Source organism: Bradyrhizobium sp. CCBAU 53415 (assembly GCF_028128735.1).
Lineage (GTDB): Bacteria > Pseudomonadota > Alphaproteobacteria > Rhizobiales > Xanthobacteraceae > Bradyrhizobium.
In genome coordinates, this window is sequence record NZ_LBJF01000001.1 from 311,126 (window position 1) to 336,457 (window position 25,332).

The window sequence follows — 25,332 nt, forward strand, 5'->3', positions numbered from 1 at the left end:
TGAGACGTACGAACTAGAGAAAATCTGCGCCGGCCTCGCTGGCGAAGCGGCCGGGATCGCCCTCCCAGACGATCCTGGCATGCTCCAGCACGTAGACGCGGTCGGCATGTGGCAGCGCGAAGGTGACGTTCTGCTCGCCGAGCAGCACCGTGATCGCCGCGGTCTGCCGCAGCTTCTCCAGCGCCTTGGACAATTGCTCGAGGATGACGGGGGCAAGGCCGAGCGTCGGCTCGTCCAGGATCAGGATCTGCGGCTGCATCATCAGCGCGCGGCCGATCGCCAGCATCTGCTGCTCGCCGCCCGAGAGCGTCTGGGCCATCTGGCCCTGGCGCTCCTTCAGGATCGGGAACAGCTCGAACAGCCAGGCAAGCTGCTTGGCGCGCTCGTCGTCGGACAAATGCTGTCCGCCGAGATCGAGGTTCTCCCGCACGCTCATTTCGCCGAACAGCTCGCGCGATTCCGGACACTGCACGAGACCGCTGCGGGCAATCTTCGCCGGACTGGTGCCGCGCAGTCTGTCGCCGCCGCGCACGATCTCGCCGGTATAGGGCAGGAAGCCGGAGATGGTGTTGAACAGCGTGGTCTTGCCGGCGCCGTTGAGACCGACGATGGAGACGAACTCGCCCTCGTGAACGTGGATCGAGACGTTCTCCAGCGCCTGCGCCTTGCCGTAGAATACGCTGACGTTCTCGACCTGAAGCAAGGGCACCTTGTCCCTGAAGCCGGTCTCGGGCCGCGCATGGGTCTCCAGGGCGCCGCCGAGATAGACCTTCCGCACCGTCTCGTTCTTCATCACGTCCTCGGCCTTGCCGGTGACGATCTCCTCGCCGAGATACATCGCGAGCACGCGGTCGACCAGCGCGGCGACGCTCTTGACGTTGTGGTCGACGAGCATTACCGCGCGGCCCTCGTCGCGGAAACTTCGGATCAGCTCGGAGAAGATGTCGACCTCGGCCCTTGTCAGCCCGGCGAAGGGTTCGTCGACCAGAACGACTTTGGGGTCGCGCGCGATCGCTTTCGCAAGCTCCAGCCGGCGCAGGTCCGCGAAGGGCAGCGTTGGCGGGCGGCGGTTCATCACGTCGCCGAGCCCGACGCGCTCGGCGATCCATTTGGCGCGCTCGACCAGCGCCTTGTCCGGAAACAGCATGAACAGGCTGTCCGGCAGCAGCGCGACCAGAATGTTCTCCAGCACGGTCTGCCGGTTCAGCGGCCGCGAGTGCTGGAACACCATGCCAAAGCCCTTGCGCGCGATCTTGTGCGCGGGCAGGCCGGCGACGTTCTCGCCTTCGAAGATCACCTCGCCCGCAGTCGGGCGCTCGATGCCCATCACGCTCTTCATCGCGGTCGACTTGCCGGAGCCGTTCGGCCCGATCAGGCCGAAGATCTCGCCGCTGTTGACCTCGAAGCCGAGATTCTTCACCGCGGTCAGGCCGCCGAAGCGCTTGGTCAATCCGCGGACTTCGAGCACGGCCCTGTTTGAAAGCCTCATATCCATCACGAACGCGCCTCGCGCGAGAGGGCCGCCCCTAAGAAGCCGCCGGGGAAGAACAGCACGACGAGCAAGGCGACCGCCGAGACGATGAAGGTCGCGAGTTCGCCGGTCGGCCTCAGGAACTCGCCGGCGACGATCAGGAAGATCGCCCCGAGCGCCGCGCCAAGCACGGTGCGCCGGCCGCCGAGCACCGCTGCAACGATCACGTTGACGCCCACGGCAACGTCGACGACGGTGCCGACCGAGGCGGTGCCGAAGTAGAACACCAGCAGCGCGCCCGACAGCCCCGAGAAGAACGCGCTGACGATGAAGGCGGCGAGCTTGTGCTTGACGATGTTGAAGCCGAGCGCGCCGGCCTGCACCGGGTCCTGGCCGCTCGCCTGCAGCACGAGTCCGATCGGCGATTGCGACAGGCCGTAGAGGATGGCCGCCGAAATGGTCATGAAGCCGAGCGCGATCCAGTAGTTGGTGCCGGCGTTGATGCTGATGACGTCGGGGATGGTGAGCCCGATCTCGCCGCCGGTGAGGTCGGCGAAAACGACGATGAAGTTCTGCAGCATCAGCACCGCGACCAGCGTGGTCAGACCGAAATACGGACCGCGCACGCGCAGCGCCGGCAGCGCCAGCACGAGGCCGGCAATCACGGAGGCGAGCGCTCCCAGCACGATACAGAGATAGACCGACCAGCCGAACTGGGCATTCAGGATGCCGGCGGTGTAGGCGCCGACGCCGATCAGGAAGGTCGGCCCGAAATTCACTTCGCCTGCGAAGCCGAACAACAGATCCCAGGCCATCGCGAACACGCCGAAATAGAAGGCGACGGTCAGCAGCCCGAGCACGTAACCGGAGACATAGAGCGGCAGCGTTGCCGCAATGAGGACGAGCGCGATCGAGATGAAGAAGAGGCGCGAGGTGAAGAAGGTGGACATCTCAGCGCCTTCCCAGCAGGCCTTGAGGCCGGATGTACATCACGAACACGAGCAGCAGCAGCGCCGGGATGGTGCGATAGGCCGGCGAGACGAGGTAGGCCGTCAGCGTCTCGAGATAGCCGACCACGAAGGCGGCGATCAGCGAGCCGGAGACGCTGCCGAGGCCGCCAAGCACGACGATCGAGAACGCGCTCGCCGTCAATGGGCCGACGCTGTAGGAGCTGACGCCGAGGAACATGCCGAGCAGCACGCCGGCGATGCCGGCGAGAATGCCGTAGATCGCCCATACCACGATGTAGATGTTGGTGAGCTCGAGCCCGAGCAGCGTGACGCCACGCGGGTTCATCGAGGCCGCCAGCACGGCTTTGCCGGTGCGGGTGCGGTTCACCAGAAGCCACAGCAGCGCGATCACGAGGCAGCATACGATCGCCGTAAAAATCTCGTTTTGCGGCGTGCGGACGCCGAGGATCTCGACGACGCCCTCGACGATCGGCAGCACGGTCTTGGCGTTGTTGGTGAAGAAATAGGCGATCAGCTCCTGGATCATGATGCCCCAGAGCAGCGTTCCCGTGAGAACGAAAATCTCCTTCTCCTCATTGGGAATGCGCCGGGAATCCTGGATCGGCTTGACCACCGCGAAATAGGTGGCAAACGCCGTGAGGAGGGCGACCGCCACTCCGATCAGCGCGCCGGCATAGGTGCCGACGCCAAGCACGCTGGCCGCGGCCCAGGCCGCCACCGCTGCCGCGACCATGATGGCACCGTGGGAGAGGTTGAGCACGCCCGAGACGCCGAAGATCAGGGTAAAGCCGGTGGCACCGAGGGCGTAGAGAGCGCTGATGGCAAAGCCATCGATCAAGATCTGGAAGGCTCGCATTGATGATTGGCCGGGTGGCAGTCAAACTGCCGCTTCGAGGAACGTGCGGGGACGCAAGCGGGAAGGCTCCCGGGGAGGTCGGCCCGGGAGCTGTGTCGGCTAGTTGCTGAGCTTGACGAAGCTCGGAAACTTGATGTCGGCCTTCGCGACGTCCTTGGGCCAGACCGCGATCTGCTTGCCGTCCTGCCATTGCAGCATCAGCCCGGTGATCAGGCCCTTGCCGTACTTGATCGAGTGGGTGAACGGATCGTCCTTGCCGTAGAACTGGACGCGGCCGATCGTGCCTTCCCAGTCGGTCTTCTCCAGCGCATCGACGAGCTTATCGGCGTCAGTCGAGCCCGCCCGCTTCACCGCGTCAGCGATGTAGTAGACCTCGTCATAGGCGGTGTAGCCGGCATAGGAGGGATAGTTGCCGAACTTCTTCCTGAAGTTCTCCGCGAACGGGACTGATTTCGGCGTCACCGCGACGCCGGGACCCGAGACGCCCTGGTAGAGCACGCCCTCGGCGGCTTGGTTGGTGTCCTTGCCGAAGGTCTCGTTGGTCGCCTGCGAGGAGATGCCGAACATCGGGATCGGCACCTGCTGGTTCTTCCACTGCACCGTGGGCTGCACGCCGACATGGGAGATGCCGGTGATGATGACATCAGGCTTGGATCCCTCGATCTTGTTGAAGATCGGCGTGAAGTCGGTGGTGTCCGGCGAGAAGCGGACGTGGTCCAGCACCTTCAGCCCGATCTTGGGCAGACATTCCTCGTAGCCGGCGTCGAGTGGCTTGGTCCAGGCGGCGTCTTCGCTCATGATCACCGCCGACTTCATGTGCATCTTGTCGACGAGCAGATCCTTGGCGGCATCGCAGACCGAAAGCGCCAGTGCCGCTGAGGTCAGATAGCCGTGGAAAGTATACTTGTTCTTCGCGTAGTCGCTATGGACGCTCTTGCTGATTTCGTTTGATGCTGCGCCAGGCGTGACGAACGGCGTCTTCAGCCGCGAAGCCCAGGGCTCGAGCGCCAGCACGACCTCGCTGATATAACTCGCGATGACGATGTTGACCTTGTCCTCGTTGACGGCGCGCTGAAACGCCCGCACCGAATCTGCCGAGGAGGAGTGATTGTCGTAGGAGACGATTTCGATCTTGCGGCCTTCGACGCCGCCTTTCGCATTGATCTCGTCCGCTGCGAGCTGCGCCGCCTGCGGAATGGATGCGCCGGCAATCGCCTGCGCTTCCGCGATCACGCCGATCTTGATCGGATCTGCCGCTTTGGCCGCGCCGGACGCGGTGATCATCGCACCGACGGCTGCCGCACCAAGCGATATCCGCAATGCACCAGGGAGTATGTTTTTCATTTTGTTTCTCTCCTCTTAAACAAGCCTCTTTTGAGCTATTGGGCCGGGACTATAACGGCGGAGGCATTCTCGGCAAGTGAAACCGCATTCATGATTGTGGGAGCGGGACTAAAGTCTAGAATGCGCAGATAGAGTGTATGCTGGTCGGCAGCAGGCATGCAGATTTCGACGAGGGGCATGCGCCATGGTTCGGAGGCGCAACGTTCATCGCGCTCTAAGGTTTCTAATCGCGCTGGCGGCAGCCGATCAGCTTTTCGTGCTTGCAGCAGCGACCGCTCGGTCGGTGCCTGGCAGGATTTAGCGGCGACAGACCGATGTCGCGTGCCGATCCCGGCAATCAGCTGCGAGCACTTCGCGGACCTCGGGTCCTGAAGGTTGCTCAATTCTCCGGTCGCAATGCAGGGAGATGTCCGCTGCCGTACACTCTGTTCGATCGAAGAGAGTCCGTCATGCCTGGCCGGCCGGAAAGCAGACCTTTTCGATCGCCACGACTGGAAATATTCAGGCGCCGACGGTTCACGCCGCCGCCTGCTTTTGTCTCGCCTCTTTCAGCCCGGCCCGGCGCCTTGCGTCGCCGTGAACACCGCATAGAGCGACTGGCTAGCGGCCATGAACAGGCGGTTGCGCTTGGGCCCACCGAAGGTGATGTTGCCGCAGACCTCCGGCAGGCGAATGCGGCCGAGCAGCTTGCCCTCCGGCGACCACACCGTGACGCCGCTGTAGCCGACGGCGCGGCCGGCATTGCTGGAGGCCCAGAGATTGCCGTTGACGTCGCAGCGCAGGCCATCCGGTCCGCACTTCACGCCGTCGATCACGCAATCGCTGAACTTCTTGAGGTTGGACAGCTTGTTGTCGCTGCCGACGTCGAACACGAAGATCTCGCCCTTGCCGCCGGGTCCGGTGTCCCCCGGCCCTTTGCCGGTGGAGGCGATGTAGAGCTTCTTGTAGTCGGGCGAGAAGCAGAGGCCGTTCGGGTCGGGCACCTGGTCCTCGGTAACGACGAGGTCGATGCGGCCCGAGGGATCGATGCGATAGCAGTTGGTCGGCAGTTCGCGCTTGCCCGGCACGAAGCCGGCCGGCTGTCCGATCCGCGGATTGAGCTTGCCGCCCGCATTGCTCGGGCCGCCGCCGACGTCGGGCTCACCCTCATAGAGCTGACCGCCATAGGGCGGATCGGTGAACCAGTAGCTGCCGTCGGGATGCGCAGCGATGTCGTTCGGCGAGTTCAGCCGCTTGCCCTGATAGGAATCGGCCAGCACGGTGGCCGTGCCGTCATGCTCGTAACGCGTCACCCGCCGCGTCAGGTGTTCGCAGGAGAGCTGGCGGCCCTGGAAGTCGAAGGAGTTGCCATTGGAATTGTTGGAAGGCGAGCGGAATAGGCTGACGCGGCCGTCGTCCTCGCTCCAGCGCATCTGCCGGTTGTTGGGAATGTCGCTCCACAACAGATAGCGGCCTTGCGCGCTCCACGCCGGGCCTTCGGCCCACAGCACTCCGGTGTAGAGCCGCTTGATCGCGGTGTTGGGCTGCGCGAGATCATTGAAGGACGGATCGACCGCGATGATGTCGGGATCCCAGAAATAAGTGGTCGGCGCGCCCCGAGGGCCGAAGTCGCGCGGCGGGGTCGTAATCGTCGTCGGCGGGGCGGCAGGCCCGGTCTGGGCCAGCGCCGGGCCGGCCACGGTCGCCATGGCGCCGAGCGTAAGTCCCCGGACGAGTGTTCGTCGTGAAAGCGCAGCATCCTGGTCACGCTGCTCGTGGTCACGAGCCTCCTGGCGTGTCATCGCGTCCTCCCGATCATGTTCGCTGGCCGGTTGATCCGGCCGAGCAGGTGTGAAGGTTAATGCGGTCTATGGCTGGTTGCGAGGGTGGAATCGCGAGCTCCGAGCTCTGGTCGCAATCCCGTCACATTCGGCGCGTGCGTGCGCCACCCACAAATCGCAAGATTGTTCCGCGAGCTCGAGCAGAAATTTGCTTGCGGCAAAGCCCGGCACGTAGACGCATTCGACCCATTTTGAGCCTTGATTTCGCACATATTGCCGCGCAGAAGACGGCCGGGGGCGATGGACGGAGTTGATCGTGGCTGGCGTCATCGTATTGATCGTGTTGCTCGGAATCGCGTTCGCGGCCGGCTATTTCACCCGCGAGTTCATCTCCAGCAAACGACGTGCGGAAGCACGCCGCTGGCGCGAGTACAGTGAGCCGGATTGGCTCCCCGCCAACGCGCCGGCCAACACCAACGAGATCGCACGCGCCGCCACGGCAGCCGTGGTCACCGGCGAGCTCGGTCAAATGCTCGATCGCTGGGAGAGCAGGGCCCGCGCCCGCCGCGCGGGATAGATCGTTCGGAGTCCTCGCAGCCCGCTCAGCCTTCGTAGTCCGGATGGAGCGAATCGCAATCCTGGACCGCTTGCGTCTCCGGCAGCGACCCCGCATTCCGCTTGCGCTCCATGCGGATCTACAAGGGCTTGCGTTGCCCGACGGGCAAAACACGCGACCGCTGGGTCAACCGACCTGTGTCAAAATATTCGCCTTTACAGAATTTCTGATTTGTCGCATTCTCAGCCCATCCTGATCCGGTGATGAGGGGCGGTCGTACGTCGTCACGAGCCGCGGATCGGGCTGCGGTGGACGCGGGAGCGTCGTGCACGAGATGCGGGAGCAGGGCGGGATGAACCCCGTGAGATCCCGGCGGCGTGCGGACGAACGGCGCCTGGATCCGGGGAGGCCTTCGGGCGAAGCCGGGTCGTCTTGCGTACGGCCAAATCGCGTGGTCCTGGCTGTCGTTGCTACAGCCAAGCCTTGCGGAGATGCGCTGGGGCCCGACCGGGTCGCAAGCATCGTCAATTCGCGAGGTGACGGAGGCAAGCAGGAACTCGTCTCCGGGGAGAGCGCGCCATACGCCGTCAAACCATCGCGCAGGGAAGGCCTGGTTTCGGCTGCCCTGTGTCTCCCCTGTGCATTGCGCGTGCATTCGTTCGGCGCAGGGGTCTTATGGGTGCCAGCCGGCGCCCGGCCTTCCCTGCGCCCTTTCCAGATGAGGGCGTGACGCGAAGCGCAAGACGAAGCGCAAGACTCGGGCGCGAGGCGCCGCGGGAAGGAAAAGCTGTGCCTGCAATTCGGAAATGTGAATCGGGAGCGACGCCAATGTCCCGCTGCAACCAGGTCAGCCTCCTTGACCCATCTTTTGGCGTTGCAGTTACCGCCATTTCTCGTCTAAAAACGGGTCGCGAGCCTCCCGGCAACCAACCGTCAACGGTTTTCGCCGAGGATTTCGGGGCTCAAAGGGTCTGGCAATGCTGATTCGCGGCCAAATCGAGGGGATTTCGGGGGAGGTGGCTCGGGCCGCCGCCACGATCCCGGCCGCCTTGCTGCCCACCCTCCTTATTGGCGGCCTTCTTCTTACTTGCCCCTGAGGGCCGGCTGGGCGCCATGCGCCTGGGCGCTCAGGGGTTTGTCGAGATCACCGGACACCTCAAGCGCCAAGGGACGAAACGGTCTGAACGGCGCAAACGCTCAAAAGGAATTCTAGAAATGGCCACGCAGAACAAGTCCGAGAAGGACCGCGTCATCATTTTCGACACCACGCTGCGCGACGGCGAGCAGTGCCCCGGCGCCACCATGACCTTCGAGGAGAAGCTCGAGGTCGCCGAGCTCTTGGACGATATGGGCGTCGACGTCATCGAGGCCGGCTTCCCGATCACCTCGCAGGGTGACTTCGAGGCGGTTAGCGAGATCGCCCGCCGCTCCAAGAATTCGGTCATCGCCGGCCTGTCGCGCGCCCATCCCGCCGACATCGACCGCTGCGCCGAAGCCGTGAAATTCGCCAAGCGCGGCCGCGTTCACACCGTGATCGCGACCTCGCCGCTGCACATGCGGGTGAAGTTGAACAAGACGCCGGAAGAAGTGCTCGAGACCTCGGTCGCCATGGTCGCCCGCGCCCGCAACCAGATCGACGATGTCGAATGGTCGGCCGAGGACGGCACCCGCAGCGAGATGGATTTTCTCTGCCGCATCGTCGAGGCCGTGATCAAGGCCGGCGCCACCACGGTGAACATTCCCGACACCGTCGGCTACACGGTGCCGGAGGAATACACCCACTTCATGAAGACGCTGATCGAGCGCGTGCCGAATTCGGACAAGGCCATCTTCTCCGTGCACTGCCATAACGACCTCGGCATGGCGGTGGCGAACTCGCTGGCCGGCATCGTCGGCGGCGCGCGTCAGGTCGAGTGCACCATCAACGGCATCGGCGAGCGCGCCGGTAACGCCGCGCTCGAAGAGATCGTGATGGCGATCAACGTGCGCAACGACAAATTCCCCTACTGGAACAGGATCGACACCACCCAGCTGACCCGCGCCTCGAAGCTGGTATCGGCGGCAACCTCGTTTCCGGTGCAGTACAACAAGGCCATCGTCGGCCGGAATGCCTTCGCGCACGAGAGCGGCATCCACCAGGATGGCGTGCTGAAGGATGCTTCCACCTACGAGATCATGCGGCCGGAGATGGTGGGCCTGAAGCAGTCTTCGCTGGTGCTCGGCAAGCATTCCGGCCGCCATGCCTTCGTGCACAAGCTGGAGGAGATGGGCTACAAGCTCGGCCCGAACCAGCTGGAGGATGCGTTCACGCGGATGAAGGCGCTGGCCGACCGCAAGAAGGACATCTACGACGAGGACATCGAGGCATTGGTCGACGAGGAGATGGCGGCATCCCACGACCGCATCAAGCTGACCTCGCTGACCGTGATCGCCGGCACCCACGGCCCGCAGCGTGCGACCATGAAGCTGGACGTCGACGGCCAGATCAGGATCGAGGAAGCCGAGGGCAACGGTCCGGTGGACGCGGTGTTCAACTGCATCAAGCGCCTGGTGCCGCACGAGGCCAAGCTTGAGCTGTATCAGGTCCACGCCGTCACCGAAGGTACCGACGCGCAGGCCGAGGTCTCGGTGCGCCTGTCGCAGGACGGCCGCTCGATGACCGCGCGCGCGGCGGATCCGGATACGCTGGTGGCCTCGGCCAAGGCCTATCTCGGCGCGCTCAACAAGATCGTCATGAAGCGCCAGCGCGACACCGTGACGACGGCGGCGGCGAGCTGACAAGCGAAGCTCGTCATTCCGGGGCTCGCGAAGCCAGAACTATGATGCGCAATCGCGCACCTGAGGTCTGGTCCTTCGGACCATCCCGGAATGACGGCGCTGGTTGCGGCGAATGGCTGCCCTGCTAACGGCCAATAGCAGCGCGGTCCGGCGGCCTGTATGGATGCCGTCGGCATGAGGACGGGCCGCCCGCGCGCCGGGCGGCTTAGATAACAACAGGGAGAGATTATGCGCACCTTCGCGATCGCCGCGTCCATCGCGGCATTGGCACTCGGGCTGGCCGGGCCGGCATCGGCCCAATCGCCGATCATCATCAAATTCAGCCATGTCGTCGCCACCGACACGCCGAAGGGCAAGGCGGCGGAGAAATTCAAGGAGCTCGCCGAGAAGTACACCGGCGGCAAGGTCAAGGTCGAGGTCTACCCGAACTCGACGCTGTACAAGGACAAGGAAGAGCTCGAGGCGCTGCAGCTCGGCAGCGTGCAGATGCTGGCGCCGTCCAATTCCAAGTTCGGACCGCTCGGCATCCGCGAGTTCGAGGTGTTCGATCTGCCCTACATCCTGCCCGACCTGAAGACGCTGCGGAAGGTGACGGAAGGCCCGCTCGGCACGAAGCTGCTCAAGCTGCTGGATGCCAAGGGCATCACCGGCCTTGCCTATTGGGACAACGGCTTCAAGCAGATGAGCGCCAACAAGAAGCTGATCACGCCCGCCGACTATCAGGGCGTCAAGTTCCGCATCCAGTCCTCGCGCGTGCTTCAGGCCCAGTTCAAGGCGCTCGGCTCGCTGCCGCAGGTGATGGCGTTCTCGGAAGTCTACCAGGCGCTGCAGACCGGCGTGGTCGATGGCCAGGAGAACACCTGGTCGAACATCTATACCCAGAAGATGCACGAGGTGCAGAAGTACATCACCGAGACCAATCACGGCTATATTGGCTACGTCGTGATCGTGAACAAGAAGTTCTGGGACGATCTGCCGGCCGACATCCGCGACCAGCTCACCAAGGCGATGAAGGAAGCCACCGAATTCGGCAACGCGCAGTCGCAGAAGGAGAATGACGACGCGCTCGCAGAGATCAAGAAGAGCGGCAAGAGCGAGATCATCAAGCTTACCGCGGAGCAGAACGAGGCGATGCGCAAGGCGATGGAGCCGGTCTACAAGGACGCCGCGGGCCGCGTCGGCCAGCCGCTGATCGACGAGTTCCTGAAGGAAGCGAAGAGCACGACGAACTGATCCCAACGGACGATGAACGAAGGCTTCCGTGCGGTCCGCACGGAAGCCTTTTTGCTGCAAATGATTTCCGATCGCGGCTGGAGGTAAAATCTGCCGCTACATCTTCGTGACAGCACGCTCCCTGTCCAAGTTGTAAGTTGCGCCCCAGCCGCGCCGCGCTCATCCTCGGGACATCCTTCCAGAGGAGGTCCGTATGAAGAAGTTCACCATCGCAGCCATCGCCGTGCTCAGCATCGCCGGCTCGGGCGCGGTCTATGCCCAATATCATCGTCCATGGATGGAGCACGCCCGCCACATGCGCGTGAACCCCGAGGACCGCGCCGCCTTCGTCGACGCGCGGATCGCCGCCGTCCATGCCGGGCTGAAGCTCAACGCCGATCAGGAGAAGCTGTGGCCTCCGGTCGAGGCCGCCGTGCGGGAGTTCGCCAAGCTGCGCATCGATCGGGCCAATGCGCGGATGAACGCGGGTTCCGGTGACGCCGACAAGCCGGAAGATCCGGTCGCCCGCCTGCGCCAGCGCGCCGAGGACATGGGCGCCAGCTCCGCAGCCCTGAAAAAGATCGCCGATGCCGCCGATCCGCTCTACAAGACCCTGGATGAGGGCCAGAAACGGCGTCTCGCCGTGCTGACCCGCCACCGCGGCCCGTTCGGCGACGGCGAAGACGGCCCGCGGTACCGCCATTTCATGGACCGCATGATGGAGCGGGGCATGGACCACTTCCGGGGCGACCATTTCGACCGTGACGGCGGTCCGGACCGGGACCGCGAGGGACGGCTCTGAGCGGGCCGGGTTGCTGAGCCATTGACCTCCGCGAAGCCGCTGGAATCCAGCGGCTTTTCGCATTTGGGGGCTCGTGAGCGAAGCCTTGGAAAACTTGCGTCCCATCGCTTGCCATCCCCGGATCGCTTTGCTAAACGACCGGCCTCGCAAGGCATTGACCGCCTTTCGGGCGCATAGCTCAGTTGGTAGAGCAGCTGACTCTTAATCAGCGGGTCCCAGGTTCGAGCCCTGGTGCGCCCACCATTTAAAGTCCTTGGTTTGCAAGTCGCTTCGCCGGATGTTCGCTTGAGAACAAAACGGGTATCGTGCGACGTTTCTTGTGAATGATATTGCACGGACAGATTGCTGTGCGATGTTTCCTTCTTTCATCTTCCCCGATTTCATACAGCGCTCAGGTTCGATGGCGCAGGTCAACGACGTGCTCGTCGTAGAATGGGATATTAGGGCGAGCAAAACGGACAATCGGTTTGGCCCGCCGCCGGGTATCGGGTGCTGCAGAACCAGAACCCGGTTGGTCGGGTCGGCCCTTGATCTTCCTGCGAAACACACGCATCAGAATCAGCGGGTCCGAGATTAGACCCCCGGGGCGCCCACCAAATCAACGGCTTGGTTGGCGAGACCGTGAGCTGCCCATTTCTCAAACGGTCACTAATATTGCGTCGATCCAACGAGCAGGTCATTGGTCTTGATCTGCGATCTTGAGCAAGCCGCGCGCCGGACCTTTCTTTCGCGACGCGAGAGCCGGCACCAGCGGCATTGACTCACCCGCGATGCGCAACGCGAAATAGGCGATCGTGGCCTGAAGACCGTCCTGCAGTGCGACGCGAGGGCGCCACCCCAACAGGCGGGCGGCGGTGTCGATGACGGGCTTGCGGCGTTTTGGATCGTCCTTCGGCAGCGCCTCGAAGCGTAGAGGCGAGGCCGATTCCGTGTATGTCAGGACCTCGCGCGCTATGGCCTCGATGGTGACCTCGTGCGGATTGCCGAGATTGCAGGGGCCGGTCACGGAAGCTGAACTCTCCATCAGCAGTTGGAGGCCCCGCACGAGATCATCGACGAAGCAGAAGCTCCTCGTCTGCGTGCCACCGCCATATATCGTGATCGGCTTGCCGCGGAGCGCCTGCACGATGAAATTCGAGACGACGCGGCCGTCGTTCTCCAGCATGCGCGGGCCATAGGTGTTGAAGATGCGCGCGACCTTGATCTCTGTCCCGTACATGCGGTGATAGTCGAACATCAGCGTTTCGGCAGCGCGCTTGCCCTCGTCGTAGCAGGCCCGCGGCCCGATCGGGTTGACGTTGCCGAGATAGGATTCCGGCTGTGGATGCACCTCGGGATCGCCGTAGACTTCGCTGGTGGAGGCTTGCAGGACGCGAGCACCCTTCCGGCACGCGAGCTCGAGCAGGTTGATGGTGCCGAGGACGCACGTCTTCATCGTGCCGACCGGATCCTTCTGGTAGTGCCGGGGCGAGGCGGGGCAGGCGAGGCTGTAGATCCGGTCGATCTCGGCGCCGATCTCGATCTCCTCGCGTACGTCATGCTCGATGAAGCGGAAATTTGGATGGTTCAGCAGCGGCCTGATATTGTCGATGCTGCCCGTGAACAGATTGTCAAGGCAGATCACGGCGTTGCCGCGCTGCAGGAGCGAATCGCAGAGATGCGAGCCGATAAAGCCGGCTCCGCCGGCGATCAGAACGGTCGGCACGCGGGGAAGCGTAGGGATACGGGTTTGCAGTGTCATGGCAAGCACCTTCAGAGGTCGGCGACCTGAACCGGCCGGCCGGCGGGAATCCGCACGGATTTGCGGCGGCGCCGCGCGGTGGCTTCGGCATAATAGGCTTCCAGCTGGCGGGCCCGATGATCGGCGGTGTGATCGCTCAGAACGCGCCGGCGCGCGCTCTCTGCGATCGAGCGTCGGCGTTCCTCGGGCAGGTCGCGCAGGATCTCGATGACATCGCGCGCCGTCGAAGCCAGCAGGATTTCTCGCGACGGTTCGAAGATCGTCTCTATGCCCGGCCATCGGTCGGAAATCACGGGCGTACCGCAGGCGGCTGCCTCGAACAACCGGACGCTCGGTGAGAAGCCCAGCGCACGCATGTCGGCGCGCGTCGCATTCAGGGTGAACCGCTGTCCCGCGTAGAACGCCGGATGCTGCTTAGGCGCGAGGTGCTCGATACGCATGACATTGTCAGGCCAGGCGATGTGCGCAGGATATTGCGCGCCCGCGACGGCGAACTGCTCCGAAGGCAATGTCCGCGCCGGGGAGAGCAGCAATTGTTCGAGGACGGGTTGCCGATCCTCGCTGTAGGTCCCGAGATAGCCGAGCGTCCATTTCGTTTGCGCCGGTTGCGGTGCGTACGTGTCGGTGTCGGCGCTACAGTAGAGAGTCCGTGCCAGCGGGCTGCCGTAGCGCTGCTCGATCATCTGCGGCACGGGACCGCCGGCGAAGGACAGATAGAGGTCGAATCGCGGGATCATCGCGGCGGACAAGTAATCGAGGCCCTGGTCGAGCCGCGCCAGCGTTACCGGGGTGTCGATGTCGTAGAAGGCGGTGATTCCGCGCGCATGGCTTGTGATCCATTCGGAGATGGCAATGCCATCCGGTACATAGGACCCGATGATGATGAGGTCGGCGTCCTGGATCATTTTCCCGAAGCGGCGGGGGAGATCCTTCAGCGACTGGTAGAGCTCGACCGTCCACGACGGCGGCTTTGTGAGATCGCGATGCTCGCGATACCAGGCAGTGTCGCGCTCCAGGAAGGTGACTCGGTGGCCTCGTCGCGCCAGGGCCTCGATCAGGGCGCGATAGGTCGTGGCGTGACCATTGCCCCACGATGATGTGACCGAGAGACCGACGACGACGATGCTGAGAGTCATTCCGCTGCCTCGATGCGCGAGCTGCTTCCGACAAAGATTTGGTTGAACTGGCGGGCGCGATGCCGATAGGTGTGTTGGCTCAGGATGCGAGCGCGGGCACGCCTTGCAATCGCAGCGGCGCGATCGATGCTGAGCGCGCCGAGATGGCTGGCGACCTCGACTCCATTCGACGCCACCAGCACCTCGCGATCCGGCTCGAGGAATTGATCGATGCCGTCCCATTGGTCGGTGATCAGGCAGGCACCGGCCCCGATCGCTTCGAAGACCCGCGTCGGCGGCGAGAAACCGTAGCGCGCCATGCTGTCGCGATTGACATTGAGCGTGGCAAGGCCAGAGCCGAAGAATGCATTGTGCTCACGGGTTCCGACATGCCCGATCTTCCGGACGTTGCTCACCGTCTCCTTGGTCTCCCAGCCGGAGCCGCCGAGGACGAAACTCTTGTCCGGCAGCTCGCGTGCGACGTCGAGAAAGAAGTGTTCGACGCGCTGCTCACGATCGGGCAGGCGATTTGCCAGCAGGCTGAGATCGCAGGCGAAGCTCGGTTTGAGCGGAGACGGAAAATGCGTCTCGGGATCGAGCGCGTTGTAGATCGGCACGCAATCGCGCGCACCATTCGCGCGGTAGGCCGATACGACGCCATCGCCGCCGCCGTAGGTCAGGACCATGTCGTAGGAGGAAACCGCGCGCCGTAGATGATGCTTGGGGTCGCTTGCCATGGCTTCGAGCGTGGCGGGAGCATCGACGTCCCAGTAGATCCGCATAGTCTTGGCGGGCAGGGCCGCCACAGCAAGCTCCAGCTCGGTATCGAAGACGCCGACGCCGCTGGCCTTGATCAGCATATCGGCCGATCGCGCGGCCGCCTCGAGCGAGCCGCGCCAGCCGTCGGCCGTCGCCGGGTAGACGACCACCTTGGCCCAGTCGGGATCGGCGATGTCGCGATGGGCCTGCCGCTCGAAGGCGTCGGGCTCGAAGAATGTAATGTCGTGTCCGAGCGCCGCAATCTGCTTGAGCATGCCGCGGTAGTAGGTGGCGGCACCGTTCCAGTAGGACGAGACGAGGCTGGATCCGAAGAAACAGATCTTCATGCGGAGGCTCCGATGTACCGCAGCGGTCGCGACGATGAGGCTGACGTGCGGATGTCCGCAGCGATGTCGACCAGCTGTTGGGCGCGATGACGACAGGTGTGACGCTCGCGGATCGCCCGAAGGCCGGTCTCGATCATGGCGGAAGACAGCGCTTGATCGTCGAGAACGGTGCGGAGCGCGCGCTTCATCTCTGTTCCATTCGCCGCCTTGAGATAAGCGCCACCCGGAAACAGGCCTTCCGCGTCGGACCACGGGGCCGACACCAAGGGAACTCCGCAGGCGAGCGCCTCGAACACGCGGATGGTGGGGATTCCCGGAAGCGACCGTACATAGGGCCCTCGCGGAACATGGATGGTCGCGCGGGCGCCGGCGAAGGCGACCGGCGCCCAATGTGCCGGCAGCCAGCCTCCGTGGCGGATGCCCGCGGCCCGAATGGTTTGAAGGGCCGTACCGGAATAACGCACGCCATAGACGCTTGCGCACAGCTTCAGCTCGGCGACCGGGTCGACGAGAAATTCGCCGAGCTCGGCGCTACGTTCTCCGTCACCCCAATTGCCGATCCAGACCAGATCGTCGGTGTGTTCGACATTCGGCAAAGGGCGATACATCGCGACATCGGCACCCTCGTGCCATGTATAGGCCCGATCGCCCCAGCCGAGCTTCGCGTAGATCTGGCGCAGGACTTCTCCGAACGCGAGCACGCCGTCGAACGCGTCGAGATCGAACTGCGCGAGCTCGTCGGGCGCGGTCACCGCGCGATGATGGGTGTCGTGGAACAGCAGCGTGAAGGGAGCACCGTGGGCGCGCTTGTGCCCGATCTTTTCGATCACGTCAGGCGAATTCCACTCATGCACGACGACGAGATCGGCTCCATCGAGGGCTTCGTCAAAATCAAGCGAGGCGTCATAGCGGCGGATGGAGATGCCCGGGAAAAGCTGGCCGACGTCTTGCAAGGCTTGGCTGCCGGCCTCACGGATGGCATTCAGCCGGCTCCAGCCGTCGATCGGCTCGAACACGACGACCTCATGTCCGAGTGCACGCAGCTCACGGGCATAGCCGCGCAGGAAGTGCGCGTTGCCGTTGTTCCAGCAGGAGGTGAACGCGTGATAGAACAGGACGCATTTCATGCGCGCACCTCGATCTCGCCCAACTGTGAGGTTGCCCGATTGGGCGCGAGAAGCTCCTCGTAGAGCTTCAGATAAGCGTTGGTCGCGCGCGCGAGCGAATAGGTCAGAGAGTGCTCATAGGCGGCGCGTTGCAGACGGGCTCTTCCGGAGTCATCGGCGCAGAGTCCGGCGAGGGTTTGGTGCAACGCCTGACCATCGCGTGGATCGAAGAACAGCGCAGCGCCGGTCCATAACTCCCTGAACGTCGGAATGTCCGACAGCACGAGCGCGCACCCGGCGGCAGCGGCCTCCAGAACCGAGAGGCCGAACGGCTCGTACAGCGCCGGGCTCACGAAGATTGCCGCGTGCTCGAGGTGTCCACACAAGGCACTGTGCGGCAATTGTCCGAGCCAGGTGACCCCCGTTGATGCATCCGCATTGGCAGGGCCCGCGATCTGGACCGGCCAGTCCAGGCCAGGTGCAGCTGCCGACAGAACTTCGATGTTCTTGGCACGATCCCAGAGCCGGCCGGCTGCGAAGATGAGCTCTCGCTTTCGACCTGGCGGAGTTCCAGCAGCCATCCCGTTCCAGATCACGGCTCCGGGCGAGAGGGGATGATAGATTCCCACGATGTCGTCGTGGAACGATTTGCTCGGGCACACCCAGGCCTGCGTGCCGTTTAGCGCTGCGGCGACCCGTTCGGTATAACGGACCCAGCGGGGCTCGCCGAGCCACGACGTATCGCGGCAGGCCAGCGCCCACGAATTGACGCAGGAGTGCGCCACCACCATAGCCGGCGCGCGCCACGGCAAGGTTGCTTCGCGAAAACTGTTGAGGTGGACGATATCGGGCTTGAAGCGGGCTTCGAGACCGAGGAGGGCGCGTCTTGCCTTGGGCAGGTCGCGGCCTTCAGGGTCTTGCCATTCGAGAGCAAGGTCGGTTTCGACGAGGTCAACTTGCGAGTCGCCCAGCATCTCGCGTTGATCGGTGCGCGCGGGCGGCCCCACCGTCGCGAGAGTGACATCGACACCTGTGGCGGCAAGGCTCGAAGCAAGGGTGCAGGAATAGGTCCATACGCCGCCGACGGTGTCGGTCGTCATCAATACCCTGATGTCCGTATCTCCGCTCATGACGCCACCGGATGTTCGAGGGCCTCGAGCGGGACGGGACGGTCGTTCTGCACGTCGCTGAACTGATCGAACATCCCGAGGTAATGCCGGTGCGCGCGCTCCCAGGCGGAATCGTCCGCCTCGCCCCAGAGCTTTCGGTAATCAGGCGAGCCGGGATAGGGGTAGAGGGGGACCGGATCGTTGGCCCAAATGCCGGCATTCTGCATCTTGCTCCGCCAGCGCTGCACGACGGGATCCTCGTCTTCGGGCACCTCGATCAAATTGGCCTGCACGAACGGGACGTGACGGCGAGCTTCGACCAGGCGGTCGGCAAGCTGGTCGGTGGTCATCCTGCAGTTCTTGGCGAGCGCGGCGCGTCCTTCGACGGTGAGACTCTCGATTCCTGCCTCGATCGAGACGCAGCCGGCGCGGCCGAGCAAAGCAAGCATGTCCGGCTTCCACAAATCGATGCGCGTCTGCACGCCGAACTTGAGGCCCCGCGTGCTCAGTCCGTCAAGCAGTTCGGGGGTCGGCAGGAAGATCTCGTCGATGAAGTAGACATATTCGACGCCTTGTCCGCGCAGGCGATCAATCTCGTCAAGAATGACAGCGGGTGGCCGCTTGCGATAGGTGTTGCGGAAATTCTCCTTGGCGCAGAATGTGCAATTGTATGGACATCCCCGCGACGCTTCGACCTCTGCACCAAGGCCGACCGGATCAGCCTCGAAACGGTGATGATGGTGATGATGACGCCGGATCATTTCATCCGGCCAATCGAGCACCGGCTGATCTCTGAAGTCCACGGCCTGCGGGCCGCCGTTGACCCGGACCGAAACGCCTTCTGCAAAGCACAGGCCTGGAAAATCGCGCTGCCCATTTGCCAAGCGCAACAGGGATGCCTCGCACTCGCCCATCACGACGATGTCGACGGCGAGCTTCCTGAGAGCCGCCCGCGGCGTCGTCGAGCCGTGGGGCCCGACCGCAACCAGGGTCGGTGCAAGGTCCCGCATGGCCAGTGCAAGCTCCTGCGGAACGCGCAGTTCAGGTGGTGCACAGCGCCAGAACAGGTAAGTCGGAGCCGTTGTGATGACGATCAGGTCGGGGCCGAATGCGCGCAGCTCGGCTTCTATGTCCCCAAACGACAGATCGAACATGTGTGCGTCGAGCAGCAGCGTCCGATGCCCGGCCGCCTTCAGGTAATGCGCGGAGATCCCGAGCTCGAGCGGAAGGTGGGGAGATCGGCAGCCGAAATAGATGCTGCCGCCGAAATCCCAATTCGGGTTGATCAGGGCGATGCGTGTCATGCGAGAGCCTCGCGGCTGCCGTGAGCTGCTCCGAAACGGCTGTCCAACCAGGTGTGCAGCGAGCGAAGGCCCTCGGCGACTGAAACCTGCGGCGCCCATCCGAGTGCCGTCGATAGCGCGCGCGTGTCAGTGACGTACCACGGCTGATCGCCTGGGCGCCAATCGGCGAAACCGTAGGCGACCTCGCGACCCGTAAGTTCGGCGATGTGGTCGATGAGCTCGCGCAGGCTGACCGCGTTAGCCGGGCCGCCGCCGAGATTGAAGACCCGCCCGCGCGCGAGCGCGATCCGGTCGAGCACTGCGAGCCAGGCTGTGGCCGCATCGGACACATGCAAGGCGTCGCGAACTTGATGGCCGTCGCCGTAGATCGTGAGTGGCTTGCCACGGATCGCGCTCAGCAGGAAATGCGCGATCCAGCCCTGGTCCTCGGTGCCGAACTGGCGCGGTCCGTAGATGCAGCTCATGCGCATCACAACGGTCTGAAGGCCGTAGACCCGTGCATAGTCGTGGACGTACTGGTCCGCAGTTCCCTTGGAGCAGCCATACGGACTGTAGAAATCGAGCGGAGCGTTCTCGGAGATGCCGTCCGCCAGCAGGGGGCTGGTGGGCGTATAACGGCGGCCGGTGAGTGCGATCTCGCTGTCCTCGATCAGGCGGCCATAGACCTTGTTGGTGGAGGCAAAAATGACCGGCGCGGTGCTGTTGTGCAGCCGGACCGCTTCGAGGACGTTCAGGGTACCACGTGCGTTGATCTCGAAATCGGCTGCCGGGTCGCTGAGGCTGTCGGTGACGGCGACCTGGGCCGCCAGATGCAGCACGGCGCGGGCCTCGCGCACGGCGTCGATCACGGGAATCGGCTCGCGAATGTCGGCCACCGCAATGCTGACGAGGTCGCCATGCCTGGACTTCAGCCATTGCGCGTTCTCGCGCACGCCGGCACGGGCCAGATTGTCCAGCACCAGCACGGGCTCGCCGCGCTCCGCCAGCCGGTCGGCTAGGTTGCAGCCGATGAAGCCGCAGCCACCGGTGATCAGAACGGGCCTATTGTCTCGCTCATTCATCACGCAACCAATCCTCGCTGCAGCAATTCCTGGGTCGCCCGCTCGGCCTGGTCGTCCGCGATCTGCCCTGCGAGATAGCCAGCAAGCTCCTCGAGACCGTCCTTGAAGGTGACGTGCGGCTCGAAACCCAGCAGATCGCGCGATTTGCCGATATCGGCGAAGCAGTGCCTGATGTCGCCGGCGCGGTATTTTCGCGTGATCTCGGGCGCGATGTCGCCTCGCCCCATGACATCGGCGAGGTCTTCGGCTACCGACAGGATGCTCCGGCTCCGGCCCGAGCCGACGTTGAAGACGTCGTGCGCATGCTCGGCTTCCAGCGCGATGCGGCAGGCGCGGGCGACATCATGCACGTGAACGAAATCGCGCCGCTGCTCACCGTCCTCGAACACGAGCGGGGAACGCCCGTTGAGGAGCCGTGCGGCGAAGATGGCGAGCACGCCGGTATAGGGATTCGACAGGGCCTGACGGGGACCAAAGACGTTGAAGAAGCGCAGCGCCACGGTCGGGATGCCGTAAGCCTTGCCCGTGATCAAACACAGGCGCTCCTGCGCGAACTTGTTCAACGCATAGACCGAGCTGAGCGAGGGCAGCTTTGTCTCCGGCGTAGGAAGCGGCTCGAGGCAATCGCCCGTGATGTCGCGCAACTCCCATTCGCCACGGCGAAGCTGCTCGATCGATCGTTCGTCGCAGGCGACGACGCTTTGATCGGACCTGCGGTAGAGGCCCTCACCGTAGATGCTCATGGAGGAGGCGACCACCAGCCGCGCGACCGGGCGCCTGGACAGCGCCTGGAGGAGGACAGCGGTGCCGAGTTCGTTCGTTCGAACGTAGGGCTCGATGTCGTACATGCTCTGGCCGACGCCTACCGCGGACGCAAGGTGCAGCACCATGTCGGCGCCGCGCAGGGCATGCTCAACGGCACCACTGTCGGTCACGTCACCAACGACGAGTTCGGCATCGTCGGCGAGATAAGACGGGCGCTGGCGGTTGCCGCCGTGCACCTGCGGCGAGAGATTGTCGAGCAGACGAACCTCGTAGCCGGCGGCGAGCAGCACATCCGTCGCATGTGAGCCGATGAAGCCGGCGCCGCCTGTGATCAATACCCGCGTCATTCACCGCTCCGTACAACCGCATGACCGATCCGGTCGAGATCGATCGATGATGTCTGGTGAAGCGCGCTTTCTGAGTGGTCGGACGACCTGCGCGCCGGTCACGTTTGGAGTCAGAAGCGATGCAAGGAATGTTCGTTCCTCGAAATTGTACAAACGAATATTTCTCTAACCTGGATCAATAACCCAAGTGAATCGGCGCGCCGTTGCCGCCTAGAAGTGCACGCCGTGAAGGGCGGCCGGCAGATCGAGATGCCTTGCCGCGGTCGCGCCGATGTCGGCGAAGCCAATGCGCTGGCCGATGGACGAAGATGATCGCGCGGACCAGGCCAGGATGGGCACCTGCTCGCGGGTGTGATCGGTGCCGCTCCAGGTCGGATCGCAGCCATGATCGGCCGTCATGATCAGAAGGTCGTCGCTTCGCAGACGGGACATGAGCTCGGGAAGGCGGTTATCGAGGGCTTCTAGTGCTGCGGCATAACCGCTGACGTCGCGGCGATGGCCGTAAAGCGTGTCGAAATCGATGAAGTTGGCGAACAGCAGTCCTCCATCCGCCAGGGTCGCCAGCCCTTTCAGCGTGGCGTCGAACAGCGCCATGTTGCCGTCCCCGCGCAAGTTTCGCCCGGTCGCGCGATGGGCGAAGATGTCGTCGATCTTGCCGATTGTCACGATGTCACGCCCTTCACTCGCGGCGAGATCGAGGATAGTCATCCCGGGCGGGGGTACGGAAAAGTCGCGACGATGGGCGGTCCGCTTGAAGTCGCTCGCGCCTGTTCCGATGAACGGCCGCGCGATCACGCGGCCGATATTGAGGGGATCGAGTAGCCGTCTTGCCATCGCGCAGATCTCATAGAGATGTTCGAGGCCGAAGGTCTGCTCATGCGCGGCGATCTGGAACACGCTATCAGCGGACGTGTAGCAGATCGGCATCCCCGTCTGCATGTGACGCTCGCCGCACTCGGCAATGATCTCGGTCCCCGAGGCGTGGCAGTTTCCGAGGATTCCCGGCACTCCGGTTTGCTCGCAGAAGGCCTTTGTCAAACCCGCGGGAAAGCACGGCGTCGTTCGCGGGAAATAGCCCCAGTCGAACGGAACGGGTACCCCGGCGATCTCCCAGTGGCCCGAAGGCGTGTCCTTGCCTTTGGAAATCTCGCTGGCGCATCCGAATTGCCGATATGGCGCCTCACCGTCCAGCCCCGGTGGTATGCGCCCCGTGGCGAGGCAGCAGGTCTCCCCGAGGCCCAGCGCCACGAGATTGGGGAGCCGGAGCGGACCCTCGCGTGCGCCGCTGTCGGCGCGGCCGGCCATGCAGGCTTCCGCGATGTGACCGACGGTGTCGGCGCCTTCGTCATCGTAGCGGGCAGCATCCGGCGCGCCGCCGATGCCGACGGAATCCATCACCAGGATCAGGGCACGCATGTTGGCTCTCTGATGGGTGGATCGGCCGAGGCTGGGAGGGACGCTAGACCCGTTCTCGTGCAGTAGCGATCGACCATCGCCGCGCAGAAATCGGCAAATTCGTTGACGTCGAGCGGCGGGCTGGTGTGATGCGGCGCGATGCCCCGATGTTCGGGCGTGAAGCAGAACGTGACCGTAACCTGGAACTCTGCCAAGGTCTCCATCTGGCGGTCGAACCAGTCGAGCGCATTCGGGCGGAAGCTGTCGGCCCATGACAGACCGGTCCGCAGATGAGCGACGCCGAGACGGCGCATCCAATGCACCGCGTCGTGCAGGCGGTGATCCTCGAAATGGAACCACTGGCACAGGCCCATGGCGGGCGCATAGGCGCCGAACTGATCGGCGGCGACCTTGGGCGTGCCGTCCTCGCGCAGGAGACCCATGTGGAAATGCCTGTAGTAGGATGAGCCTTCGGCTTCCTTATGCCGCGTTGTTGCTTCCCAGGCCGAGGGAAGATCATAGAGACTGTACCAATGGATACGCGGAGCACGGTCAATCAGCAGTTCGGCGGTGCGCGACAGGCCCCAGGCTTGCACCTCTTCGGCACCGAAGGAGGAGATGCCGACCTCGGTTACCCACACGGGCAGGGTAGTGACCGCTTTGATGTCTTCGAGCTTGGCGGGCCACTCGCCGATCTGCCACAGGTTCCAGTCGAGCGGAAAGCCGTGCACGGCGACCGCGTCGAAATGGTCGAGCACGCCGCGGCTTTGCATGTTGCCCATGAAGGATGGATCGATCGGCGAGATGCCACCGAGGACGATAGGCAGTGCGGGCCGCGTACTGCGAATCGCCTTGCCGGCTGCGGTCGCAAGGTTTGCGAACATCGCCCAGTCCGGATCGATCAGGAGATCCCAATGCGACTTGTTGTTCGGCTCGTTCCAGATCTTGGCGGCCTCGATCATCAGCTGGTGCTCCGGGATGGATAGACGGGTCCGTCGATCTGCGGCCGTTCCGTTCGCTTGCAGAGATAGACTTCTTCTTCCGGATGCGCGACGATGGCAAAGCCGGCGCTGCGCAGCATGGCCTCGACGCAGGCCCGGTTCGGCACCCACCAATTGGTGGGATCGTCGGCATATTTGTGCTCGATGAAGTGCAGCCTGGGATAGCCGGCGGAATCGAACTGGTCGGTGGTCCAGAAATCGTAGTTTGCGTCGATCGCGTCGACATGGCTGGCGCCGCGCTGCATCGACTGGAACAGCAGGAGATCCTTGGCGACGTGCTCGTGGATGAGATCCAGCGCCAGCAGCGGATGGCGCAGATGGTAGAGCACGCCCATGAAGATCACGAGATCGAACTTTTCGCGGAGCTGTCCGACATCATAGGCTGACATCTTGCGGAATTCGATCCTGAGGCCGTTCACCTCCGCGGCGAAGCGCGCCTGCGCCAGGTACTCCTCGTCGGTGTCGAGCCCGAGCACGCGCTCGGCGCCTCGCCGCTTCATCTCCATGGCATAGAAGCCTGCGTTGCAGCCGATATCGAGCACGGTCTTGCCTTCGAGACGGTCCGGGATGATCCTCGAGAAGCGCCGCCATTTCACATTGGGATAGTCGCCGAGGAAGTGGGTCGGTGCGGTCGGCACGCCGTTGAGGTCGAGGTTGTGGAACCACGGGCCGAGCGCGTCGACGCGCCTTCGGATTTCCTCACGCGTGAGCAGCGCTCCAGTCATGCCGTCGCTCCATTCTCCATTGCATGGGTCGGTCGAGCCTCATCGGACGAGGCGCCGGCCCGTAACCGCGACCGGCCGTCTGTGCCGGTGCGCTCGGCGAGCAGAGCCATCGCGGTGCGATAGCCGTCGACGGTCCCGACATCGACATAGGATTCGCCTGCCTTGATACCGATGCCGAGGCCGCCTGCCTGGAGATAGGCGTTGACCAGCGTTCCAAAATACTCGTCGCGTCGGTCTCGTTCGTGCCAGAGCGTGTGCAATTCACGAAAGCCGATCGCGGACATTCGGAATGCGCCCCAGATCCACCGCGATGTCGGATTCGGCTGCTTGACCTGGATCTCCCGCACGCTCTCGCCATCGAGCACGACGGCGTCGAAGAATTCCGGGCGCTCGACGGGGAAGAGCAGGAATGAGAGGTCCACATCGGGCAGGGCCTGCAGAGCGGCTTTCGGAAACCAGACGGTGTCGGGCAGGCCGACGACGACGTCCTCGTCATGTCCGACGACGGTGCCGGCCCTGAAGACGGCGTCGCACAGGCCGGAGGCGTCGGGCTGGACGACATAGGCGAGCTGGGCGTTGCCGTAGTGATCGCCGAAATATTCGAGAATGTCGGACTTGCCCGGCGAGATCACGAAGCAGATCTTGTCCGCGCCGCCGAGGATCAGGCGCTCCAGCAGATATTCGGAGACTGCGCAGGGACGCTCGATGCCATCATCGCGCCGACTTCCGACGGGCAATAGCTCTTTGGAGAAAGCCAGCGGCTGGATACGACTGCCGCGGCCCGCAGCCGGAACGATTCCCCACATG

At 63.8% G+C, this 25,332-nt stretch carries 21 protein-coding genes and 1 tRNA gene; 5 read left to right on the forward strand and 17 right to left on the reverse strand.

Annotated features, from left to right (window positions below; genetic code table 11):
* Positions 1 to 13 precede the first annotated feature (13 nt).
* From XH87_RS01330 to XH87_RS01350, 5 genes are all read right to left on the reverse strand, one after another.
* Entirely contained in the window at positions 14 to 1,495 is a 1,482-nt protein-coding gene (locus XH87_RS01330; protein WP_271585878.1) for an ATP-binding cassette domain-containing protein, read from the reverse strand.
* Positions 1,495 to 2,421 carry a branched-chain amino acid ABC transporter permease gene (locus XH87_RS01335; RefSeq protein WP_035705837.1) on the reverse strand — a complete coding sequence of 309 codons (927 nt, stop codon included), beginning with the start codon at positions 2,419 to 2,421 and terminating at the stop codon, positions 1,495 to 1,497. The genes XH87_RS01330 and XH87_RS01335 overlap by 1 nt, the downstream gene beginning before the upstream one ends.
* A 1-nt stretch (position 2,422) precedes the next feature.
* A complete protein-coding gene (locus tag XH87_RS01340; protein ID WP_035705840.1) occupies positions 2,423 to 3,298 on the reverse strand; it encodes a branched-chain amino acid ABC transporter permease in 876 nt (291 codons plus the stop codon).
* A gap of 99 nt (positions 3,299 to 3,397) precedes the next feature.
* Positions 3,398 to 4,642, reverse strand: a complete 1,245-nt coding sequence (locus XH87_RS01345; RefSeq protein ID WP_050991008.1) for an ABC transporter substrate-binding protein — start codon at positions 4,640 to 4,642, stop codon at positions 3,398 to 3,400.
* Between the two features lie 548 nt (positions 4,643 to 5,190).
* A complete protein-coding gene (locus tag XH87_RS01350; protein ID WP_271585879.1) occupies positions 5,191 to 6,423 on the reverse strand; it encodes an SMP-30/gluconolactonase/LRE family protein in 1,233 nt (410 codons plus the stop codon).
* Between the two features lie 295 nt (positions 6,424 to 6,718).
* Here XH87_RS01350 and XH87_RS01355 point away from each other — a divergent pair, with 295 nt between their 5' ends.
* From XH87_RS01355 to XH87_RS01375, 5 genes are all read left to right on the forward strand, one after another.
* The gene (locus XH87_RS01355; RefSeq protein ID WP_271585880.1) at positions 6,719 to 6,979 is read left to right on the forward strand and encodes a hypothetical protein; all 261 of its coding nucleotides are present in this window, start codon (positions 6,719 to 6,721) and stop codon (positions 6,977 to 6,979) included.
* 1,194 nt (positions 6,980 to 8,173) lie between these two features.
* Positions 8,174 to 9,736, forward strand: coding sequence for a 2-isopropylmalate synthase (locus XH87_RS01360; RefSeq protein ID WP_035711976.1), 1,563 nt, complete (start codon positions 8,174 to 8,176; stop codon positions 9,734 to 9,736).
* 228 nt (positions 9,737 to 9,964) lie between these two features.
* A complete protein-coding gene (locus XH87_RS01365; protein ID WP_158670313.1) occupies positions 9,965 to 10,969 on the forward strand; it encodes a TRAP transporter substrate-binding protein in 1,005 nt (334 codons plus the stop codon).
* A 193-nt stretch (positions 10,970 to 11,162) separates the two neighbouring features.
* Positions 11,163 to 11,750, forward strand: a complete 588-nt coding sequence (locus XH87_RS01370; RefSeq protein ID WP_271585881.1) for a Spy/CpxP family protein refolding chaperone — start codon at positions 11,163 to 11,165, stop codon at positions 11,748 to 11,750.
* A 167-nt stretch (positions 11,751 to 11,917) separates the two neighbouring features.
* Positions 11,918 to 11,993: transfer RNA gene (locus tag XH87_RS01375), tRNA-Lys, on the forward strand.
* Positions 11,994 to 12,426: 433 nt separating this feature from the next.
* Here XH87_RS01375 and XH87_RS01380 read toward each other — a convergent pair.
* From XH87_RS01380 to XH87_RS01435, 12 genes are all read right to left on the reverse strand, one after another.
* On the reverse strand, positions 12,427 to 13,491 hold the full coding sequence (locus XH87_RS01380) for a UDP-glucuronic acid decarboxylase family protein (RefSeq protein ID WP_271585882.1): 1,065 nt from the start codon (positions 13,489 to 13,491) through the stop codon (positions 12,427 to 12,429).
* 11 nt (positions 13,492 to 13,502) lie between these two features.
* Positions 13,503 to 14,627, reverse strand: coding sequence for a CgeB family protein (locus XH87_RS01385; RefSeq protein ID WP_035711966.1), 1,125 nt, complete (start codon positions 14,625 to 14,627; stop codon positions 13,503 to 13,505).
* On the reverse strand, positions 14,624 to 15,712 hold the full coding sequence (locus XH87_RS01390) for a CgeB family protein (RefSeq protein WP_271585883.1): 1,089 nt from the start codon (positions 15,710 to 15,712) through the stop codon (positions 14,624 to 14,626). The genes XH87_RS01385 and XH87_RS01390 overlap by 4 nt, the downstream gene beginning before the upstream one ends.
* Positions 15,709 to 16,839, reverse strand: coding sequence for a CgeB family protein (locus XH87_RS01395; RefSeq protein WP_271585884.1), 1,131 nt, complete (start codon positions 16,837 to 16,839; stop codon positions 15,709 to 15,711). The genes XH87_RS01390 and XH87_RS01395 overlap by 4 nt, the downstream gene beginning before the upstream one ends.
* A complete protein-coding gene (locus tag XH87_RS01400) occupies positions 16,836 to 17,948 on the reverse strand; it encodes a glycosyltransferase family 4 protein (protein WP_442868230.1) in 1,113 nt (370 codons plus the stop codon). The genes XH87_RS01395 and XH87_RS01400 overlap by 4 nt, the downstream gene beginning before the upstream one ends.
* Positions 17,945 to 19,231 (reverse strand): TIGR04295 family B12-binding domain-containing radical SAM protein, encoded by a 1,287-nt coding sequence (locus XH87_RS01405; RefSeq protein WP_271585886.1) that lies wholly within the window; start codon positions 19,229 to 19,231, stop codon positions 17,945 to 17,947. Before XH87_RS01405 ends, XH87_RS01400 begins: the two co-directional genes overlap by 4 nt.
* A complete protein-coding gene (locus XH87_RS01410) occupies positions 19,228 to 20,292 on the reverse strand; it encodes an NAD-dependent epimerase/dehydratase family protein (RefSeq protein ID WP_271585887.1) in 1,065 nt (354 codons plus the stop codon). The genes XH87_RS01405 and XH87_RS01410 overlap by 4 nt, the downstream gene beginning before the upstream one ends.
* Complete coding sequence (locus tag XH87_RS01415) at positions 20,292 to 21,404, reverse strand: NAD-dependent epimerase/dehydratase family protein (protein WP_271585888.1); 1,113 nt, start codon at positions 21,402 to 21,404, stop codon at positions 20,292 to 20,294. The genes XH87_RS01410 and XH87_RS01415 overlap by 1 nt, the downstream gene beginning before the upstream one ends.
* Before the next feature lie 210 nt (positions 21,405 to 21,614).
* Positions 21,615 to 22,820, reverse strand: a complete 1,206-nt coding sequence (locus XH87_RS01420; protein WP_271585889.1) for a phosphopentomutase — start codon at positions 22,818 to 22,820, stop codon at positions 21,615 to 21,617.
* Complete coding sequence (locus XH87_RS01425) at positions 22,808 to 23,761, reverse strand: beta-xylosidase (protein ID WP_035711946.1); 954 nt, start codon at positions 23,759 to 23,761, stop codon at positions 22,808 to 22,810. Before XH87_RS01425 ends, XH87_RS01420 begins: the two co-directional genes overlap by 13 nt.
* Positions 23,761 to 24,525: a TIGR04290 family methyltransferase gene (locus tag XH87_RS01430; RefSeq protein WP_271585890.1), complete on the reverse strand. Its 765-nt coding sequence runs from the start codon at positions 24,523 to 24,525 to the stop codon at positions 23,761 to 23,763. Before XH87_RS01430 ends, XH87_RS01425 begins: the two co-directional genes overlap by 1 nt.
* On the reverse strand, positions 24,522 to 25,331 hold the full coding sequence (locus XH87_RS01435; RefSeq protein WP_271585891.1) for a sugar phosphate nucleotidyltransferase: 810 nt from the start codon (positions 25,329 to 25,331) through the stop codon (positions 24,522 to 24,524). Before XH87_RS01435 ends, XH87_RS01430 begins: the two co-directional genes overlap by 4 nt.
* Between the last annotated feature and the right edge of the window lies 1 nt (position 25,332).